This window comes from Pseudoalteromonas rubra, from assembly GCF_000967655.1.
Lineage (GTDB): Bacteria > Pseudomonadota > Gammaproteobacteria > Enterobacterales > Alteromonadaceae > Pseudoalteromonas > Pseudoalteromonas rubra_A.
The window spans coordinates 99,455-118,776 of the sequence record NZ_JXYA01000001.1 but is presented as its reverse complement, the minus strand read 5'-3'; the positions used below and the strand labels follow the sequence as shown (position 1 = coordinate 118,776).

The window sequence follows — 19,322 nt, the reverse complement described above, 5'->3', positions numbered from 1 at the left end:
AAAATCGGGCAAAATCTCCAACTTTAAAAGGTTTTACGTTGTCCTTTCGTACTATCACGCTTTCTTCATTGTGTCTGCTAGGTGCAGCGCAGGCTTTTGCAATGCCAACGGCATTCTTACCTTTGGGTAAAGACAACATCCTGGAATATCAGATTGACCAGATGTTTGCTTTGACCGGCACCACGCCAATGTCTAAGCCGTATCGGATCACCGAAATCAATAAAACCTTATCTGAGCTTGCGCATGTAGACCCAGTCTTACATCAAAATATTAAAACGCGATTGGCTCCGTACCTTGAAAGAGACGCAATTACTCGTCGTGGTATTAAGCTGAGAGTGGATTCTGGCGACGTACAACAGCTAGCGAATGACCGAGGAAATTATAGTAGCGAGTATGCTGAGCTCTCATTCGATGGGATCTGGCGTGGCAGTAACACAAGTTTGGTTCAAATCGGCGCAGAATATCGTGTCGATGTAGGCAAGGTTGTGCCTTACAATACATTCTACGCCATAGGTGGGGATAACTTACAACTTACTTTGGGCTACAAAGAGCACTGGTTCTCGCCGTTCAAGCATGCTGCTCAAGTGTATTCAAACAATGCCAAGACGCCATTGTCGGCCTCTTTGGGATTAAATCTGCCATTAGATAATTGGTGGAACTTTGATTTTGAACTTTTCTACTCGGAACTGGAACACGTCGAGGACGGAATTTTATATCAGGGTACATTTCATGATGGTACACCTAAGCTTGCAGGTACCCATCTTAGTTTTGAACCGCTGGATAATTGGAAAATTGGTATCAACCGGATGATGCAATTTGGCGGTGGTCCGCGTGAAGTGGGCTTCAAAGATGTTGTCAAAGCGTATTTTGATCCCGCTGGAAATGATAACTTCGAAAAAGTGGGGAGTTCCGATGCCGAACTGGGTGATCAATGGGCAAGTATTACATCGGTATTTAAAACAAACTGGTTTATGCCTGTTGAGTGGTACCTTGAATATGGTGGAGAAGACACCAAAGAGCATAAGAACTATCAGTTTGGAAATATAGCCTCTAATTTTGGTTTCTATCTGCCTGCATTGACAAAAAGTCTGACATTTAGGTATGAACACTCCAACATGCATAGTTTATGGTACCAAAATTACATTTATCCTGAGAAAGGGAACACGATAGATGGGTTTGTGGTTGGGCATGCCGTTGCCAATCAGCGCAGCTTTCTCGATGGTGTGCCGAGCAGAGCTCACTTAGTCGAAATGACTTATCGGGAAAGCACAGACTCAATGTGGCGTCTTGAGCTATCCACAGTTAAAAATAGCAATCAATTTGTGGCGTTTGGCATACAACATATCAGAAATTATGAGCAAGCCAGACAGCTTCAAATTGCCAATACCCGACGCCTCTATGACAAGCAGGTAGAGACAGTGCTGACCTATGGCAAAGATGTGTTTGGCGAAAACTACACTTGGCTATCTGTCAATGTATACTGGTAGCGACACACAGCGTTACCATTTAATTTAACACGGGTTAGTTTTGACTTTGTAACGAATACAGAGTCGCATTATTTATTAAGGATCACTATGTCAATCAATGATCACATCAAACAAAGCTATCAGGCCAGCTTAGAGCGACATATGGCGTTGTTCGCAAAAATGGCCGATTATCACTCCCAGTCTGTGGAACTATTGGCCGCCTGCAAGGCAACCTTAGATGCCGGCGGTAAGGTGATCTGGTTTGGTAATGGTGGCAGTGCGGCTGATGCACAGCATTTGGCTGCCGAGTTTGTGGTTCGTTACAAGCTTGAGCGTGGTCCGCTGGCGTCCATTGCTTTGACTACAGATACGTCAATTTTAACGGCGCACAGCAACGATTATCACTTTAATACCGTATTTGAGCGCCAGGTACAGGCGCTGTGTAAGCCTCAAGATCTGGTAATTGGCCTGACCACTTCAGGCACCAGTGAGAACATCAATCTGGCATTACAGGCAGCGAACGAGATTGGTGCCTATACGGTGGCACTGACTGGCCGTACTGGTGGCACAGTAAAAGACATCGCCAGATTGCCAATCATCATCGACTTTGACGAAACCGCACGTATTCAGGAAGCCCACATGTTTATCGGCCACTGGCTCTGTGAAGCGGTTGATATGGTGATTGCGGAGCAGACAGCATGAACCTGAGTGCATTGAGAAATTTAAACCAGGCAAAGGTTCTGGTGGTCGGTGATGTGATGCTCGACCGCTATTGGCATGGTGATACGGGTCGTATTTCACCTGAAGCGCCGGTGCCAGTGGTTAAGGTGAGTAGCCTGGAAGACAAAGCGGGCGGCGCGGCTAACGTAGCGAAAAATATCGCGCATTTGGATGGCCAGGTTGGACTGCTGGGTCTAATTGGTGAAGATGACAATGGCCGCCAGCTGGAATCGATTCTGGCAAAAGAGCAAATTGCCTCACAACTGGTCACTGTGGCTGAGCTGCCGACGATTGCCAAAATGCGCGTGATCAGTCGTCATCAGCAGGTGGTACGGCTGGACCTGGAAGAGCCCTTTGTCCATTCCCACAGTCAGCTGTTATTGACCCGTCTGGAGCAAGTGGTTAATCACTATGACTTTGTGCTTTTTTCAGACTATAACAAAGGCGCGTTAACGTGTATTGAAGAGATGATTAAAGTCGCTAAGGATGCCGGTAAAACGGTGCTTATCGACCCGAAATCGTCTGATCTGAGCCGCTATCGTGGCGCAGACTACATAACGCCAAACCTCAATGAGTTTCGTCTCGCCGGAGGAGACGCCAGCAACGAAGAGACACTGACGAGCAGTGCCCGGGCTTTGATAAAGCAAGCCGGCATTGGCGCTATGTTGCTGACGCGCTCTGAGCAGGGAATGTCGTTGATCACGCAAGATGAGAAGCATGATTTTGCCGCTCAGGTGCAGGAAGTCAGCGATGTCACCGGCGCGGGTGATACTGTGATTGCAACACTGACAACTATGCTGGGAGCCGGGTTTTCGCCCAGTGAAGCGGTGGAGCTGGCCAACTTAGCGGCGGGGATTGCCGTGGCTAAACTGGGCGCTGCGACCGTAACCCCGGAGGAGCTGAGCCGTAAACTGGGGCAGTATCTGCGTCAAACCGGTGAGCATTATCAAACGCCTTATGAAGAAGTGCTCAAGCACATCGAGTTTGCCAAACAAAACGGCGAGACCATAGTGTTTACCAATGGCTGCTTTGATATTCTGCATGCCGGACACGTACGTTATCTGGCGCAAGCTAAGGCCAGAGGCGACAGGCTGGTAGTTGGTCTCAATAACGATGACTCTATTTCAAGACTGAAAGGGCCAGAGCGGCCAATCAATCCGCTCAATGAGCGTGCTATGGTGCTGTCGGCGTTGGCGTCAGTAGACTGGGTGATCCCGTTTGGTAAAGAAAGTGAGGGCGATACACCGGCTAAGCTGATTGAACAGATCAGCCCACATATTCTCGTCAAGGGCGGGGATTATCAGGTGTCAGAAATTGCAGGTGCCGATCATGTCCTTGCCATGGGCGGTCAGGTTGAGGTGTTAGCCTTTCTCGACGGATGCTCCACATCCAATATCATTGCCAAGGCCAGAGAGACTGAGTAGCCTTGTCTGACAAAAAAGCCGGTTTACGCCGGCTTTTTTGTCATTGCACCCTGGTAAGTATCAATAAAACTCTGCCAGTCCTGCTCTGTGCAGAAAAACTGTGTGGAACGCGATGCCTCTTTTTTTAGCGAACGGGCAAGCCGCTCAATGTTGGCCATGTGCCATTCTTTTGCAGGCGTTTTGAGCGCACCTTTGTCAAAATCAATCAGATAGACTTTGCCCTGATCATCAAACAAAATATTGTTGCAGTTTAAATCGTCGTGATAGGCACCGGCGTGATGAAAGCGTGCCAGCGTGGTTGCGACTTTCTGCCAGTCCTGCGACGGCAGCGGTGCTGATTGTAGCCTTTCACACAAGCTTTGTGCGCCTGAGATGGCGTCCGTCAGAATATCCGCACGATAAATACCTGTCGACACGGTGACTCTGGCGCCCAGCGGCGTTGGAACTGGTAAGCCCAGGCTGGCAAGTTGAGTGAGCAAGTCCAACTCGAGATACACGCGGGTGTTTTTTAGACCGGTGAACAGATACTGATCTTTGAGCACTTTACCAATTAAGCCCCCGCGCCAGTAGTGTTTGAGGACCGCAACCTGTTGCGAAGCATAGCGCACAAACCAGGCTGCAGCGCGCCCCTGCTTTGAGGTTACAACGGCGTTTTGCCGTTGCCAGAATGCCACGTCGAACCAATCCGAAGACAAAGACTCTGGCGTATGGCGGGTACGCAGCAAGTAGTGATTATGGTGTTGTTCTATTTTTAACATGACTTCTCTGAAGTGGCACTGCAACGACAAACGCCCAGTGTAACGACTTTTCTTGTCGGGGAAAATCTCATAGGTTGCAAAATAGTGGGTTTTATTTAAGATCGGGTGCTTATTTTCAGTTACGGGCGACATGTGTGTCTCAGGCAATTTCTTCCATTTGTATTCTCCGTCTTTCAGCCATCGGTGATGTGTGTCATGCCGTTGCGGCTGTTCAGGCCATCCAGCGCGCGCATCCACAGGCAAAGATCACCTGGGTGATAGGCAAAGTTGAAGCCATGCTACTGGCAGATATGCCTGGGGTTGAGTTTGTTATTTTTGACAAGAAACAAGGTAAGGCTGCATTTAAGCAGCTTAGGGCGCACTTTAAAGGCCACAAGTTCGACGTCCTTTTGCATATGCAAGTGGCGTTTCGCGCCAACCTGGCTGCACGTTGCATCCCCGCCCGAGTCAAAATTGGTTTTGATAAAGGCCGCTCTAAAGAGCTGCATTCACTGGTGATCAACAAGCGGATCACCCCACAGAGTGAGCCCCATGTGTTGGAAGGTTTTCAGAATTTTGCCCGCGCCATCGGGGCTGAGTGTGACGCACCAACATGGGATATGCCTGTGAGCGAGGCGGATAAGCAGGAAGCCCGTGAACTGCTGCAAGGCCTGACGCGCATTTTCGTCATTTCTCCGGCAGCCAGTAAAGCAGAACGTAATTGGCTGCCAGAGCGTTATGCCGCGCTGGCTGATTATGCCGCAGCGCAGGGGTTTAGCGTGGTGCTGACAGGCGGACCGACCGAGCTGGAGCGCAAGCTCAGTGATGCCATCCTGACGCATGCACAGTGCGATATCACCAATCTGGTGGGCAAAACCAAACTTAAAACCTTACTGTGTGTGCTGGCGCAGGCGCAACTGGTGCTGGCACCGGATACCGGACCTGCTCATATGGCGGTAACGGTTGGCACGCCAGTCATTGGTTTGTATGCGCATTCAAACCCCAAACGCACTGGTCCGTATTTGTATCAGGATTATGTGGTCGAGGTGTACCATGACAACCTGATGGCACAAAAAGGCAAAAGTGCACAGCAGCTTAAATGGGGTACGCGTTTAAAAGGCAGTGATTTGATGAGCCAAATCTCAGTGGAGCGGGTGACACAGATGTTCGACCAGGTAGTAAAACAGGAACAATTATGACACACAAAGCGGTATTTCTGGACCGGGACGGGGTGATCAATCAGGATCATGCCTACGTGCATAAAATCGAGGACTTTGAGTTTATTGATGGGGTGTTTGAGGCATGTCAGCAATTTCAGGCTCAGGGTTACAAGCTGGTGGTGGTGACCAACCAGTCAGGTATTGGCCGGGGATATTATGATGAAGCTCAGTTTGCACAGCTCACTGACTGGATGTGCAAGCAGTTTCTGGCCCATGGCGTGTCGATTTCAGGCGTGTACTTTTGCCCTCATCATCCGACAAAAGCACAGCCACAGTACCTGCGTGAGTGTGAATGCCGCAAGCCGAATCCCGGTATGTTGCTACAGGCAATTGAAGAACATGACATCGACCCAACACGCAGCGTGATGGTCGGCGATAAGGGCTCGGATATGCAGGCTGCACAGGCCGCGGATGTACGCACTAAGATTTTGGTTGAGTCGGGTCAGACGTTCAGTGAGGAGGTACGCGCGTCTGCCGACTATGTGTGTGGAACATTGCGTCAGGTACTTGATGTGCCTCCGTTTATCTCATAAGCGTTTACAAAGCGTCTGCGAACAAGATAATCACAATCCGTGCAATTGAGGTGCGAACCTTTTAAAATATAAGCAACGAATTTAATGACACAGCCGGTATTGAAAATAAACGATATCGGCGCTTCAGTGTGTGCCTGTCGCACACACCCCGTGCAACTAATGGAGACTCCCGATGAGAGCAGCGGCATTTTTCAGCCAGCTTCAGCAACAGATTGAAGAAGTAAAAGCAGAGGGTTTATACAAAAAAGAGCGTGTGATCACCTCTCAGCAGCAAGCAGAAATCGCAGTATCAACCGGCGAAAGTGTTATCAACTTCTGTGCAAACAATTACTTAGGTCTTGCTAATCACCCTGACCTGATTGCGGCTGCTCAACGCGGCCTGGATGATCATGGCTTTGGTGTGGCCTCTGTGCGCTTTATCTGTGGTACTCAGGATATCCATAAAACTCTGGAAGCTAAAGTCAGCGAATTCCTGCAAACGGAAGATACCATTTTGTACTCTTCTTGTTTTGACGCCAATGCCGGCCTGTTTGAAACCATTTTGGGCCCGGAAGATGCGATTATCTCGGATTCTTTAAACCATGCGTCTATCATTGATGGTGTACGCTTGTGTAAGGCAAAGCGTTTCCGTTATGCCAATAATGACATGGCAGATCTGGAAAAGCAGCTGATCGCAGCTGATGAAGCCGGTGTAAAAACCAAGCTGATCGCAACCGACGGTGTATTCTCTATGGACGGGGTTATTTGTAACTTGTCTGAGCTATGCGATCTGGCAGATAAGTACGATGCCCTGGTTATGGTCGATGACTCACATGCCGTTGGTTTTGTCGGTGAAAACGGTCGCGGTACACCAGAATACTGTGGCGTGATGGACCGAGTGGACATCATCACAGGCACCTTAGGTAAAGCACTGGGTGGTGCATCAGGTGGCTATACTTCAGGTAAAAAAGAAATTGTTGAGTGGCTGCGTCAACGTTCTCGTCCGTACTTGTTCTCAAACTCACTGGCACCGTCTATCGTAACGGCGTCTATCAAAGTACTGGACATGATGAAAGAAGGCCAGGCGCTGCGTAACAAGCTGTGGGAAAATGCCGCGCACTTCCGTAGTAAAATGGAAGCCGCAGGCTTTACCTGTGCGGGTAAAGATCACGCCATCATCCCGGTGATGCTAGGCGATGCGAAAGTGGCCTCAGACATGGCGGATCGCTTACTGGCTGAAGGCATTTATGTTATTGGCTTCTCTTACCCGGTTGTACCGAAAGGTCAGGCGCGGATCCGTACTCAGATCTCTGCGGCACACACCACAGAGCAGCTGGACAAGGCGATTGATGCCTTTATCCGCATCGGTAAAGAACTGGGCGTGATTTAATCATTGCCCGACAGCCACCTTTGGCTGTGAGCGATTTATAACGCAAGCCACCGGCTTGCGTGTTTCTGACGAGTGAAAACACATGAAAGCTTTATCCAAGTTAAAAGCACAAGAAGGGATTTGGATGACGGATGCGCCCAAACCGGAAGTTGGGCATAACGATCTGCTGATCAAGATCCGTAAAACGGCCATTTGTGGCACCGATGTTCACATTTATAAATGGGACGAGTGGGCACAAAATACCATTCCAACACCTATGGTAGTGGGACATGAGTACGTAGGCGAAGTTGTAGATATGGGCCAGGAAGTACGTGGCTTTGAAATAGGCGATCGCGTATCTGGCGAAGGCCACATTACCTGTGGACATTGCCGTAACTGTCGCGCTGGTCGTGTACACCTGTGCCGCAATACCATAGGCGTGGGCGTAAACCGTGAAGGGGCGTTTGCGGAGTACCTGGTTATCCCAGCGTATAACGCGTTTAAGATCCCCGATAACATTTCTGACGAGCTGGCCTCTATCTTCGACCCATTTGGCAATGCTGTGCACACAGCGCTGTCTTTTGACTTGGTTGGTGAAGATGTGTTGATCACAGGGGCAGGCCCGATTGGTATTATGGCTGCCGCAGTGGCTAAGCATGTGGGCGCACGCCATGTGGTGATCACCGATGTCAACGAGTACCGACTAGAGCTGGCACGTAAAATGGGTGCAACGCGGGCCGTGAATGTTGCCGAAGAAAAGCTTGAAGACGTGATGAAAGAACTGGGCATGACAGAAGGGTTTGATATCGGCCTGGAAATGTCGGGCGTGCCGGTGGCGTTCAACAGCATGCTGAACAACATGAATCACGGTGGTAAAATTGCCATGCTGGGCATTCCGCCAGGTGATATGGCTGTTGACTGGAATCAGGTTATTTTTAAAGGCTTAGTGATCAAAGGTATTTATGGTCGCGAGATGTTTGAAACCTGGTACAAGATGGCGAGTCTGATCCAGTCAGGCCTGAATCTGGAACCTATTATTACCCATCAGTTCCATATTGATGAGTTCCAGCAGGGCTTTGATACCATGATCTCTGGTCAATCAGGTAAAGTGATCTTAAACTGGGACTAAGGTCCAAACGATCCTAATTCAGAACACCTCGGGTCTGTGGCCGTTAACGAGGTGTTTTTTGTGTCTGCTTATTAAATTGAGAGTACTATGAGTTTTAAACATATTTCAGTGGCCCAAACCAAAGAGATGTTGGCGCAATCTGAGCTGGTTATCGCCGATATCCGTGATGCGAATTCGTTTGCGCAAGGACACATTCCTGGTGCAGAGCATTTATCGAATGATAACCTGGGACATTTCTTACAGGAAAAAGAGTTTGAGCAACCGATTATTGTGGTCTGCTATCACGGAGTCAGCTCGCAAGGGGCTGCCAATTACCTGGCAGAGCAGGGCTTTGAAGACGTGTACAGCATGGACGGTGGTTTTACACAGTGGGCGCAAGAGCTTCCGGATAACGTAGCAAAATGAAACATCTGGGCTCCTTTGATAACCCACGCGCGGTTCAGGGAGTCGCAGACTATCTGAAAACCCGGCATATTGCGTGCCGTGTTACCAGCGAGGACGGACAGGTGACGTCGTTGTGGGTTGATGAACAGCACTGGTCTCAGGCCAATGAGATCTGGCAGGAGTTTATCGCTGACCCTTATCATGAAAAGTATCTGGCGGCGTCCTGGCAACTGTCACCATCAGAGTCGCCACTGGTATATCAAGGTACTAAGCTGAATCTGTGGCAACGTTTCACCGCGCTGAGCTGGATGCTCAAAGCGGTGTTTATTATCTCTGTGGGGATATTTTTAAGCTTTTTTGTTTATGGGGTTGAACCCGTCTTTGCCGCTTTTCAGTTTGAACCACAGACCCCCTGGCGTTGGATCACACCTGCTTTTTTACACTTCGGATTGCTGCACCTGGTATTTAACCTGTCGTGGTGGTTGTATCTGGGTCACATGATTGAGCATCGCCTGGGCAGCTGGGTACTCTGGGTTATTTTTGCCGCCGGTGCATTGCTGAGTAACTGGATGCAGTACTTGCTAGCCGATGCAAACTTCGGTGGTCTCAGTGGCGTGGTCTACGCTTTGCTCGGGTTTTGCTGGATCCACTCAGCAAGGCACCCACAGTCGCCACCTTTGATTAGCACCCCGATTGTGGGCTTTATGCTGATCTGGATGGTGCTGGGCTTCACAGACGTGTTATTCGTCAACATGGCAAACTGGGCACATTTATTTGGCTTACTGGCAGGTATGGGCGTTGCTGTGTTATTGCCTGTGCGCGGCAGCAGTCAGGATTAATGCAAGGCCACTGGCCTTGCTGCGCTAATGGTATAAATACTTAGTAAATAAAACTTCCCGGATGATTTCTTGTCCGGTTTCTTCTTTCAATAACGTTTTGAGCTTTTCTGCACAACGCTGGCGTATTTCTTCCCGTCCCGTCAGCGATTTAATGGTCTCTTCCGGCTCTTTACTTAAGATTTGCACAATGGCGTCGCGAAGCAGGGGGGTGTGGTGTTCAACGACGGCGATATTGCTGACATCATCGAGCATCAAATCAACGGTAACCCGGACATAACCAAGCTTCTTATTGGACTGCCCGATGTAATTGGTGATGATATCAGGCTCAAATCCAAAGTAGCCGACGGTTGATTCTGCGCGTGAGTTTGTACTCACACAAATCAGCACAAGTGCCATCAACGCGATACAGATCCGATTCATAATAGCCTGAAAATACTTAACTAAATACCAACAATAGGATTAGTTTATACGTAAAACCGGGTTATGAACAGCAGTGAGGAAGGGAAAGGTAAACTTTTTTGCCGGAGTAAGCTTTGCTATCATGGCGCGGTTATTACCTGAATTGAATTACTGACTTGTTTAATCTGCCAAATTTATTGCGATCAAGCTGGGAACCTCTGGCCCGGCACCAGGACATTCCGGACGCCCTGCGCCCACTGTTGTGTGAAACTGGCTCTCTGACGGCTTTGCTGCGCGCGCAATGTCGTGTCTTGCATGTGGAAGTGCTCAACGAGCAGGTGCGTCAGCTTGATGGTGAAGTGCAGACGATTCTCGGTTGTGACCGCGCCCTGTGTCGGGAAGTCGTGCTATATTGTGATGATATTCCGGTGGTTTATGGGCAGAGCTGGCTCCCGGATAGTGCTGCGGTACTCGGACTCAACAATATTGGCAATACGCCACTGGGGGAGCGCTTGTTTGACCAGCAGGCCTGGCAACGCGGTGCAATTGAGGTTGCGATGCTGGATAAAGCAATGCTGCCCTCGTTTTTCCCGTTGAAAGAGACATCGAACAGTGATCTGTGTTACGCAAGGCGCAGTGTATTTACGCGTCAGAATAGCAAGGTTCTGGTGTGCGAAATTTTCCTAAATGGAGTTAAGGTATGAAGCTATTGTTGCTTCGCTCTGATCATATAGAGGAATACAAGCAGCTGATGCGTGTTGAGAAACCCATCGGCACTTTGTTGTTAATGTGGCCAACACTCTGGAGTCTGTGGATAGCGTCCGATGGTATGCCGCACTGGCACTTACTCCTTATCTTTGCGCTGGGCACTTTTATGATGCGCAGTGCAGGCTGTGTGATCAATGACTTTGCCGACCGTAAGGTTGATGGCGCTGTAAAAAGAACCGCACAACGTCCGCTTGCAAGGGGGGCAGTCAGTGAAGGCGAGGCACTCACTTTGTTTGCCCTGTTGATTGGGGCGTCTTTTGTACTGGTATTGCTGTTGAACTGGCAGACCATTTTACTGTCGTTTGGTGCTTTAGCACTGGCCAGTGTTTATCCTTTTATGAAGCGCTACACGCATTTACCTCAGGTCGTGTTGGGGGCAGCCTTCAGCTGGGGGATCCCCATGGCCTTTATGGCAGTGCAAGAGAGCGTGCCTGCCATTGCCTGGGTGTTATTTATCGCTAATCTGCTTTGGACTGTGGCCTACGACACAAAATATGCCATGGTGGATAAGGATGACGATCTTGTCATTGGAATAAAATCCACCGCTATTCTGTTTGGTCGTTGGGATCGACATGTCATTGCGGTGCTCAATCTGACGTTTTTAGCCTGTATGGCCTGGGTGGCAACTCAGGTTACTATGTCTATATGGTTCTGGTGTGGATTTACCATTGCCGGGGTGTGGCTGGTGAAACTGCAATGGCAGATCAATGACAGAAGCAGAGATAAGTGCTTTAAGGCCTTTCTGAGTAATAATTATGTTGGTTTGGCGATGTTCGCCGGTGTGGTCGCTGGCTTGTGATGGAAACAGGGGGGAAGTGAGTGAGCGAATTTTGTTTGACTCTATTCCTACGGTTGAAAACCGCGATACCCGAACAGAATATCTAGCTTAAAACTCGCTCAAATCTCCCATTTATCCAAACAGATAAGAAAACAGTTAACGCTTCCTGTTAACTGTTTACCGCTGTTGCAACGGCATTTTTCTGTGCTGTTTGCTCAATTAATGACAATAAATTACTGACGTGTGAACCACTGCCAAGCTGGTGGCTGGTTTGCACGACAATTTGTTCATGACTCGCATCCTTGTTAGTCTTGAGTAAGATCAGATCAGGGTCTTGTGCTATGACCTTAGAATGTTCAATGCTGGCTATTGCAAAGCTTTGGCTATTCTTCAGTCCGTCAATCACCTGGCTGATATTACCAATTTTGACATTGGTTGACTTGTTAAGCCCTTCAACCGCTTCATTCAACATGTTCTGTACCTGTTTAGACTGAGAGAAACAGCCATACATAGGGTACTGAGCAAGCTCGCTGCGGCGAATGCTGTCTTGTGTTGCCAGCGGATGTTGTTTGGCGACAAACAAAATCAGTTGGTCTGGCAGGTGGATATCACTCACTAAGCTGGTTGCAGATTCAAGATAAACACTGATATCTATTTCGCCAAGCTGGAGCTTGCGAAGCAGATCGTGTTCACTCAAAAGTTGCATTTCAACTTTGACGTTGGGGAAATCCGCCAAAAACTGTCCACATGACGTTGGCACTATGCTACTTGCTTGAGCAGTGTAACCAACAACAACGCGCTGTTGATCACGACCAAACAAGCTTTGTTTGATAGTGTTTCTGGTTATGTCTAATTCCGATAAGGTCGACTTACAATAATTGAGAAAAAGTTCACCTTGTTCGGTCAGTTTGACGGAGCGGGTCGATCGTTTGACAAGTTCACAGCCAATCTCATCTTCCAGTGTCTGAATGCTTCTGGTGAGTGCGGAAGTACTGATATTGGTTTGTTCTGCGGCTTGCCTAAAGTGGCGTAAATTGCCTAAAGCAACGAATTGCTCGAGTTGTTCAAATCTCATGTGAAATTCCTTTTATTTCAACAAAAATGCAATGACAACGTTGATTCCCTAATACTAATACAGTTTAGAGAAACATCCAAGTGAATTTTTTACATTTCGCTTACAAAAACTAATCTGGGTATTGATCACGTATTGCGACGAATTGTTCCAGATTTTCTACAAACAGATCAACCAGTTTGGGATCAAATTGTTGACCACGCTGGCGTTTTATCTCTGTTAGAATTTCTTCAAGTGTCCAAACCGGCTTGTAACACCGCACGCTTCCGAGTGCATCGAACACATCCGCCAGCGCTGTAATTCTTCCGGCAATGTCTATTTGCTCACCTTTCAAGCCTTGCGGATAACCACTGCCGTCCCACTTTTCATGGTGCTGGTGTGCGATGATTGCGCCGCATTGCAAAATATCATTTGTTGAGTTTTTTAGTATTTCATAGCCCTGTTGGGCATGAGTCTTCATTATTGCCCATTCATCGTCATTCAGTTTTCCGGGTTTATTTAGAATGACATCCGGGATGCTAATCTTGCCAATGTCGTGCAAAGGTGAAGCAAGTTTTATAATTTCGGCCCTATAATCGTTTAATCCGACCAATTTAGCCAGTAATAAACTGTAATGTGCTACTCGCTTTACATGAGAGCCGGTTTCTTTAGAACGTTTTTCTACCGCTTCACCGAGGATATAAGACAGCTCTTTTTGTGACTCTTTGACGGTTTCTCTGAGATTCAGGTTGTCGTACGCCAGCGCAATGTTATTAGCGAAAAAGGCCAGTAACTGGCAATCTGTAGGCTGCAACAGGCCTTTCTTACTAACATAGAGCATAGTCTCTAAACCAGCCTGACTGGTAAAGTAACCGACATACTCATGATCAGACTTGCTGGACGTTTTACGGTTATGGGTCTCTATAAAACGGCTTTTCACTTTGTCTGGCAGGGCGGTTTGTTCCGGTGCTATGCCTGCGCCAGAGGCCGCAAGCAGCTGAAATTTCGCCCCCGCGCCATATTGTTTATTAACGGCAGCCGCACAATAGATATCGGAATCACTGAGCCCCATAACATCCGCAACATGGGATAAGATGGTGGAGGCAAAGTCCTGGACATTATTACACTTCAAAAAGCTGGAAGACGCATCAATAATGCGCTCGAGCCCTTGTTTATGGCGTTCAATGGTTTGGATGTCGCGGTGAGAGCGCAGCGCTGAGTAAAGTAAGGTCTTTAATTTCACCGCAGTGAGCTCAGTCTTGTTTTTGTAGTCATTGATGTCGTAATCACGAATGACCGACTCTTCAGGTGCTTCTCCTGGCTGTCCGGTGCGTAAGATCAGGCGAATATCATGGTTGGCCATGTCATTACGAATGAACTTAATGAGATCCAGCCCGGCATGATTACTTTCCATCACTACATCAATTAAACCCACCGATATGGAGTCTTCTGAGTTGAGGATGTCCATTGCCTGTTTTGCCGAGTAGGCATGATGAAAACGCAATGGCTTTTGCTCAAACCGAAAATCCGATAACACTAATTTGGTCACCTGATGAATGTCTTCTTCATCATCGACCACCAGGATATCCCAGCAGGTATTATCGACAGTAATATGCTCTTCTTCCTTAAGTGGCTCATTTGAAAAGAGAAAACTGCTCACATAGAACCTCTGCTCAGTGCCTATTCTCTGTTAGTATAGCCAGCAAAAAAGTGAGTTGCTTAATCTTGTATTGGCTTTTTTTCAATATTGTTAAGTTCAATCTCTATGGCATCACAGGAAATATGTATCTCGTACAGTGAAAGCAATAAAGAAAGTGTCAGGCAGCACAGGCTGGCGCCAAACAACACGACCCCTAACAGTGCCACATCAACGAATAAGGCAAACATCGACATAGTACAGAGTAAAAAGGCAATGACACCCCATACCTGCATCAGGCGAATGAGCTTAATACGCTTTTTAAGATTATCAATCTGGGCGACAACCAAGGGCCTGAGCTGGTCGCCCTCTCTGGCGTTTAACTCTCTGATCAGCTGTGCCAGCACTAAAAATCGATTGGTGTAAGCCAGCAATAGCAAGGAAATGGCAGGAAATAGTAACCCGGGTGTGGTGAGCGTCATTTTTGTACTCCGTCTAAGCACGCTACAATAGTGAATATCATAGCAAAAATTTGGAGCCCGGCGATGAGTAATGCAATGCTTGAATGGACGTGCGTGTATCGTACGGATAACCCATTAGAAGCCCATATTGTGCTCGGGTTACTGGCCCAGGCACGGCTGAAAACACACGTAGAAGGGGAAGCACTGGCAGCGGCGTTGGGGGAAATGCCCTTCAGTCATAACACAATAAAAATATTTGTCTGTGCGATAAAAGTACCCGAGGCAGAAGAAATCTTGGTAAACTATCAGCAAACTAATTTATCGGAAGACTGGCAGTGTCACAGCTGCGCTGAGCACAATGGCTCGGGGTTTCAATATTGCTGGCACTGTGGAAAAAGCTATGACAAAGGCCAATAACTTTCAACGCATCAGAGAACTCAATTATTTACAAAAAGCGGTGCTTGCGGCTGCAATATTAGAACGTATGCTGCCAAATTATGGTTTATTCAGTGAAGCCACCGGGTTTGGTGACGAGACAACCCTGCGAAGTGCGTTGAATGTATGCTGGGAAAAAGTGTTGCTGCCAAAAAGCAAAATCAGCCTGGAAAAACAAATTGAAAAAATTGAGCCCAATGTTCCCGAGCTGAAAGACTTCGACATGTTTGGCACCTATGCCGCGATTGACGTTGCAACCGCGTTGCTTGGGTTTATTCAGGGCGTCATGAGTAAAGATGAAAGCGAGTTTGTCAATGTCGCCAAAATATCTCAGGCAACCGTGGCCAGGTACATAGAGTTCCTGCTTGAAGCAGAAGGTATTGAGCCCGACAATCAACATGTCAGAGAGCATCCGTTGATGCAATACGAAATTGACGTGCTTAGTGAGCTCATTGACTGTGTCGCTGAGATGCCGAGGATTGACAATCAATCGGTTAAAACCCTTAAAGCGCTGGCATTGAGCGACGGTCAGACCAACATAGGTCTGGCAATCGAAGCCTGATTTTTTATCCAAATTTTTTGTAGTGGAGAGTTAAAATTGCGAATTTTAGGTATCGAATCATCGTGCGATGAGACGGGGATCGCCATCTATGACGATGAGCAGGGATTGCTGGCACACCAGTTATATAGCCAGGTTAAAGTCCATGCTGATTATGGCGGCGTAGTACCAGAACTGGCTTCGAGAGATCATGTTCGCAAAACCATTCCTCTTATTGAGGCCGCCTTTAAGCAAGCCGGGTGTGGACCAGAGTCGCTGGATGGCATTGCCTATACAGCGGGACCGGGTTTGGTCGGCGCCTTGCTGGTCGGGACTTCTATTGGTCGTTCTCTGGCCTTTGGCTGGAACATTCCTGCCGTAGCTGTGCACCATATGGAAGGGCATTTACTGGCACCGATGCTGGAAGACGAAATGCCTGAGTTCCCGTTCGTTGCCTTATTGGTATCAGGTGGCCACACCATGATGGTAAAAGTCGCCGGTATCGGTGAGTACGAAGTGCTGGGTGAATCGGTGGATGATGCCGCCGGTGAGGCCTTTGACAAGACGGCCAAGTTATTGGGGCTCGATTATCCGGGTGGTCCTATGCTGGCCAAGTTGGCAACCAAAGGGGAAGCGGGTCGTTTTGTATTCCCAAGACCCATGACAGACCGTCCCGGACTGGATTTCAGTTTTAGTGGTTTGAAAACCGCGGCGGCTAATACCATTAAGTCGGCCGGTGATGACGAGCAAACGAAAGCGGATATTGCCCATGCCTTTCAGACGGCGGTTGTGGATACGCTGGCGATTAAATGTAAGCGGGCGTTAAAAGAGACGGGCATTAATCGTTTGATCATTGCCGGTGGGGTCAGTGCCAATACTGAACTGCGCACTAAGCTGGAGCGCATGATGCAGGGCATGAAAGGCAAAGTGTATTACCCGCGCACAGAATTCTGCACCGATAATGGCGCGATGATCGCCTACGCTGGTATGCAGCGTCTCAAGGCTGGTCAAACGGCAGAATTAAGCATGAAAACACAACCTCGCTGGCCGCTGGACAGCTTACCCTCGCTATAACCGTCTGGTTTTAATCGACGTTTTTCTTGCCGAGCTTAGGCTCGGTACCGCTCAGGAGCCGACGTATGTTGGCTCTGTGGCGGAATATAATGACCACAGTCAAAAAGCAGACGGGCAGGGTATACAAGGGTTTGATCATCCAGGTGTATGCGGGCGCGGCTAACACGGTAACAATGGCTGCGAGTGACGAGTAGCGCGTCAATGCCAGTACCAGCAACCAGGTACCTATCAACATGCCTCCCAATGACAGCCCGATCGGTAGTAGCGCGCCAAACGCCGTTGCGACCGCTTTGCCACCATTGAAATGGAAAAAGACCGGATAAATATGACCCAGGCAGGCACATACCGCAACCACCCCCAGCCAGATTGGCTCAATGCCAAGAAAATACGCTCCCCACACCGGAATGGTGCCCTTGAGGATGTCAAATACCAGTACCATCGCGGCAGGGAGCCTTCCGCCGAGGCGCAACACATTGGTTGCGCCGGGATTATTGGAGCCGGCAAAGCGGGGGTCGGGCAGTGAAAACAGCCTGGAGATCAAGATCGCGGAAGAGATTGAACCAAATAAATAAGCACAAATACATATTAAACTGACTATCACAAGCTTCCTTATTTTTTCTTGCCGCTATTTGGGCTATCATCGACGCTTTATTTTAAGGCGGCTGAGTACGTGAAAAAGCCGATCCGAATCAGTCATGTCAGGAGTTTACATGGACACGGTCTATATCTCGCAATTACACGTCGAGACCATAATAGGAGTTTACGACTTTGAAAAAGAAAGTAAACAAAGCCTTTTCTTTGATATAGAGATGAAGACCGATATCTCGGCTGCCGCACGTCAGGATGACATCACCCTTGCGGTGGACTATGCCAAGGTTAGCGAGCGCGTGATTGCCCACACCGAGGCAAGCCGGGTTGAGCTGCTTGAGACGCTAGTTGAGCAACTTGCTGCTTTGATCTTACAAGAGTTTGCTATTGAGGCAGTGACAATCCGGGTAAGCAAACCGGCAGCGGTCCCTCAGGCGCAAACGGTTGGCCTGGAAATTACGCGGAACAGATAATATGGCGCACGTTTTTATCAGTATTGGTTCTAATGTTGATCGTGATCGTCACTTTCGTCAGGGACTGGCGGCGCTCATCAGTCATTTTCCGGATTATGTTCATTCCGATGTCTATGAAAGCGAGCCGGTGGGGTTTAGTGGCAGGAATTTTTATAATTCGGTGTTTGCGACACACACGGATATGGCGCTATCGGATTTATGCGTTTTGCTAAAGCAGATAGAACGTGACAACGGCAGAACGCCTCAGGATAAGAAATTCAGCCCCAGAACGCTGGATCTGGATATTCTTTTTTATGACGATATGATCTGCGATACGCCTGCACAATTGCCGCGCGATGAGATCACTAAGAATGCATTTGTCTTAAGGCCGTTGGCCGAAATTGCCCCGGAATTTATTCATCCTGTGCAGGGCTGCAGTATTGAAGATATCTGGCAAGCGTACGACAACCACACACAAAAACTATGGAAAGTGGAGTTTTCCTTACCATGAGTATCATTGAAATAATTGTATTGGCGTTGATCCAGGGATTAACTGAATTTTTGCCTATATCCAGCTCGGCGCACCTGATATTACCATCACAGGTATTGGGCTGGCAGGATCAGGGCCTGGCCTTTGATGTTGCCGTTCACGTCGGCTCATTGGCTGCGGTACTGATTTACTTTCGTAAAGAAGTGGCAGATATACTGAGTGCCTGGTTTAAATCGTTCGGCAAGCAAGGCACGACGGATGACAGTCGGCTGGGCTGGTGGATCATAGTGGCGACTATTCCGGGTCTGGTTATCGGATTTTTAGCCAAAGATTTGGTTGAGGACTTTTCCCGCAGTGCCTGGGTGATTGCGGCAACCACCGTCATCTTTGGCTTGTTGCTGTGGTACGCTGATGCCACTGCAAAACAAACGAAAACCATCTATCAGCTTAACTGGCGCAGTGCCCTGATCATTGGCTTCGCTCAGGTGATAGCCGCTTTGTTACCGGGAACCTCTCGCTCGGGGATCACCATGACGGCAGGCATGATGCTGGGTCTGAACAAGCAAAGCGCAGCGCGTTTTTCATTTTTGATGTCAATCCCGATTATTGCTGCGGCAGGTGGCTACTACACGCTGAAACTGGCCACTGGTGATGAGCTAATCGACTGGAACGCCATTATTACTGGTGCTGTGTTGTCGTTTGTCGCCGCCTATGCGTGTATTCATTTCTTCCTGAAAGTGATTGAGCGGATGGGGATGTTGCCGTTTGTGATCTATCGGCTGTTGCTGGGCCTGTTCCTGGTGATTTTCCTGTCAGTGTAATGCACTCAAGGCGGGCCCAACAGCCCGCCAA

At 48.5% G+C, this 19,322-nt stretch carries 23 protein-coding genes; 17 read left to right on the top strand and 6 right to left on the bottom strand.

Annotated elements, in window-relative coordinates; genetic code table 11:
- Positions 1-38: 38 nt before the first annotated feature.
- The 3 genes from TW77_RS00590 to hldE all read left to right on the top strand — a co-directional run bounded on the left by TW77_RS00590 (position 39) and on the right by hldE (position 3,610).
- The gene (locus tag TW77_RS00590; protein WP_046003019.1) at positions 39-1,487 is read left to right on the top strand and encodes a capsule assembly Wzi family protein; all 1,449 of its coding nucleotides are present in this window, start codon (positions 39-41) and stop codon (positions 1,485-1,487) included.
- Positions 1,488-1,574: 87 nt separating this feature from the next.
- Positions 1,575-2,168: a D-sedoheptulose-7-phosphate isomerase gene (locus tag TW77_RS00585; protein ID WP_046003018.1), complete on the top strand. Its 594-nt coding sequence runs from the start codon at positions 1,575-1,577 to the stop codon at positions 2,166-2,168.
- Positions 2,165-3,610: a bifunctional D-glycero-beta-D-manno-heptose-7-phosphate kinase/D-glycero-beta-D-manno-heptose 1-phosphate adenylyltransferase HldE gene (hldE, locus tag TW77_RS00580; RefSeq protein WP_046003017.1), complete on the top strand. Its 1,446-nt coding sequence runs from the start codon at positions 2,165-2,167 to the stop codon at positions 3,608-3,610. Before TW77_RS00585 ends, hldE begins: the two co-directional genes overlap by 4 nt.
- Before the next feature lie 23 nt (positions 3,611-3,633).
- Here hldE and TW77_RS00575 read toward each other — a convergent pair whose 3' ends face one another.
- Complete coding sequence (locus TW77_RS00575) at positions 3,634-4,500, bottom strand: 3-deoxy-D-manno-octulosonic acid kinase (protein WP_240479437.1); 867 nt, start codon at positions 4,498-4,500, stop codon at positions 3,634-3,636.
- Positions 4,501-4,502: 2 nt separating this feature from the next.
- On the opposite strand from TW77_RS00575, the gene TW77_RS00570 reads away from it, so the two are divergent.
- The 6 genes from TW77_RS00570 to glpG all read left to right on the top strand — a co-directional run bounded on the left by TW77_RS00570 (position 4,503) and on the right by glpG (position 9,800).
- Entirely contained in the window at positions 4,503-5,546 is a 1,044-nt protein-coding gene (locus TW77_RS00570; protein WP_046003016.1) for a glycosyltransferase family 9 protein, read from the top strand.
- On the top strand, positions 5,543-6,100 hold the full coding sequence (gene gmhB / locus TW77_RS00565; protein WP_046003015.1) for a D-glycero-beta-D-manno-heptose 1,7-bisphosphate 7-phosphatase: 558 nt from the start codon (positions 5,543-5,545) through the stop codon (positions 6,098-6,100). Before TW77_RS00570 ends, gmhB begins: the two co-directional genes overlap by 4 nt.
- A 172-nt stretch (positions 6,101-6,272) precedes the next feature.
- Positions 6,273-7,469, top strand: coding sequence for a glycine C-acetyltransferase (locus TW77_RS00560; RefSeq protein ID WP_046003014.1), 1,197 nt, complete (start codon positions 6,273-6,275; stop codon positions 7,467-7,469).
- An 82-nt stretch (positions 7,470-7,551) separates the two neighbouring features.
- Positions 7,552-8,577: an L-threonine 3-dehydrogenase gene (gene tdh, locus TW77_RS00555; RefSeq protein ID WP_046003013.1), complete on the top strand. Its 1,026-nt coding sequence runs from the start codon at positions 7,552-7,554 to the stop codon at positions 8,575-8,577.
- 87 nt (positions 8,578-8,664) lie between these two features.
- The gene (gene glpE, locus TW77_RS00550; RefSeq protein WP_046003012.1) at positions 8,665-8,982 is read left to right on the top strand and encodes a thiosulfate sulfurtransferase GlpE; all 318 of its coding nucleotides are present in this window, start codon (positions 8,665-8,667) and stop codon (positions 8,980-8,982) included.
- Complete coding sequence (gene glpG / locus TW77_RS00545; RefSeq protein ID WP_046003011.1) at positions 8,979-9,800, top strand: rhomboid family intramembrane serine protease GlpG; 822 nt, start codon at positions 8,979-8,981, stop codon at positions 9,798-9,800. Before glpE ends, glpG begins: the two co-directional genes overlap by 4 nt.
- A gap of 24 nt (positions 9,801-9,824) precedes the next feature.
- Here the strand turns inward: glpG and TW77_RS00540 are convergent, their stop codons facing one another.
- Positions 9,825-10,220: a flagellar basal body-associated protein FliL gene (locus tag TW77_RS00540; RefSeq protein ID WP_046003010.1), complete on the bottom strand. Its 396-nt coding sequence runs from the start codon at positions 10,218-10,220 to the stop codon at positions 9,825-9,827.
- 176 nt (positions 10,221-10,396) lie between these two features.
- On the opposite strand from TW77_RS00540, the gene TW77_RS00535 reads away from it, so the two are divergent.
- Together TW77_RS00535 and ubiA are read left to right on the top strand one after the other, a co-directional pair.
- Entirely contained in the window at positions 10,397-10,903 is a 507-nt protein-coding gene (locus tag TW77_RS00535) for a chorismate--pyruvate lyase family protein (protein WP_162197929.1), read from the top strand.
- Positions 10,900-11,766, top strand: coding sequence for a 4-hydroxybenzoate octaprenyltransferase (gene ubiA, locus TW77_RS00530; RefSeq protein ID WP_046003008.1), 867 nt, complete (start codon positions 10,900-10,902; stop codon positions 11,764-11,766). Before TW77_RS00535 ends, ubiA begins: the two co-directional genes overlap by 4 nt.
- 148 nt (positions 11,767-11,914) lie before the next feature.
- On the opposite strand, the gene TW77_RS00525 is transcribed toward ubiA, so the two are convergent.
- The 3 genes from TW77_RS00525 to TW77_RS00515 form a co-directional block, all read right to left on the bottom strand.
- The gene (locus tag TW77_RS00525; protein WP_046003007.1) at positions 11,915-12,820 is read right to left on the bottom strand and encodes a LysR family transcriptional regulator; all 906 of its coding nucleotides are present in this window, start codon (positions 12,818-12,820) and stop codon (positions 11,915-11,917) included.
- Between the two features lie 109 nt (positions 12,821-12,929).
- Positions 12,930-14,456 carry a DUF3369 domain-containing protein gene (locus tag TW77_RS00520; protein ID WP_046003006.1) on the bottom strand — a complete coding sequence of 509 codons (1,527 nt, stop codon included), beginning with the start codon at positions 14,454-14,456 and terminating at the stop codon, positions 12,930-12,932.
- A 59-nt stretch (positions 14,457-14,515) separates the two neighbouring features.
- Positions 14,516-14,914 carry a DUF2721 domain-containing protein gene (locus TW77_RS00515; RefSeq protein ID WP_046003005.1) on the bottom strand — a complete coding sequence of 133 codons (399 nt, stop codon included), beginning with the start codon at positions 14,912-14,914 and terminating at the stop codon, positions 14,516-14,518.
- 63 nt (positions 14,915-14,977) lie between these two features.
- Between TW77_RS00515 and TW77_RS00510 the strand changes: the two genes are divergently transcribed.
- Genes TW77_RS00510 through tsaD form a run of 3 tightly spaced genes read left to right on the top strand, consistent with a single transcriptional unit; the run spans position 14,978 to position 16,940 of the window.
- Entirely contained in the window at positions 14,978-15,310 is a 333-nt protein-coding gene (locus TW77_RS00510) for a DUF2007 domain-containing protein (protein WP_046003004.1), read from the top strand.
- Complete coding sequence (locus tag TW77_RS00505) at positions 15,294-15,890, top strand: YjaG family protein (RefSeq protein WP_046003003.1); 597 nt, start codon at positions 15,294-15,296, stop codon at positions 15,888-15,890. Before TW77_RS00510 ends, TW77_RS00505 begins: the two co-directional genes overlap by 17 nt.
- A 36-nt stretch (positions 15,891-15,926) precedes the next feature.
- Positions 15,927-16,940: a tRNA (adenosine(37)-N6)-threonylcarbamoyltransferase complex transferase subunit TsaD gene (gene tsaD, locus TW77_RS00500; protein WP_046003002.1), complete on the top strand. Its 1,014-nt coding sequence runs from the start codon at positions 15,927-15,929 to the stop codon at positions 16,938-16,940.
- Positions 16,941-16,950: 10 nt separating this feature from the next.
- On the opposite strand, the gene plsY is transcribed toward tsaD, so the two are convergent.
- A complete protein-coding gene (gene plsY, locus TW77_RS00495) occupies positions 16,951-17,541 on the bottom strand; it encodes a glycerol-3-phosphate 1-O-acyltransferase PlsY (RefSeq protein WP_156158562.1) in 591 nt (196 codons plus the stop codon).
- A 109-nt stretch (positions 17,542-17,650) separates the two neighbouring features.
- Here plsY and folB point away from each other — a divergent pair, with 109 nt between their 5' ends.
- The 3 genes from folB to TW77_RS00480 are packed head-to-tail and all read left to right on the top strand — an operon-like array spanning position 17,651 to position 19,291.
- Complete coding sequence (folB, locus tag TW77_RS00490) at positions 17,651-18,001, top strand: dihydroneopterin aldolase (protein ID WP_046003001.1); 351 nt, start codon at positions 17,651-17,653, stop codon at positions 17,999-18,001.
- 1 nt (position 18,002) lies between these two features.
- A complete protein-coding gene (gene folK, locus TW77_RS00485; protein ID WP_046003000.1) occupies positions 18,003-18,491 on the top strand; it encodes a 2-amino-4-hydroxy-6-hydroxymethyldihydropteridine diphosphokinase in 489 nt (162 codons plus the stop codon).
- Complete coding sequence (locus TW77_RS00480) at positions 18,488-19,291, top strand: undecaprenyl-diphosphate phosphatase (RefSeq protein ID WP_046002999.1); 804 nt, start codon at positions 18,488-18,490, stop codon at positions 19,289-19,291. Before folK ends, TW77_RS00480 begins: the two co-directional genes overlap by 4 nt.
- The last annotated feature ends 31 nt before the right edge of the window (positions 19,292-19,322 follow it).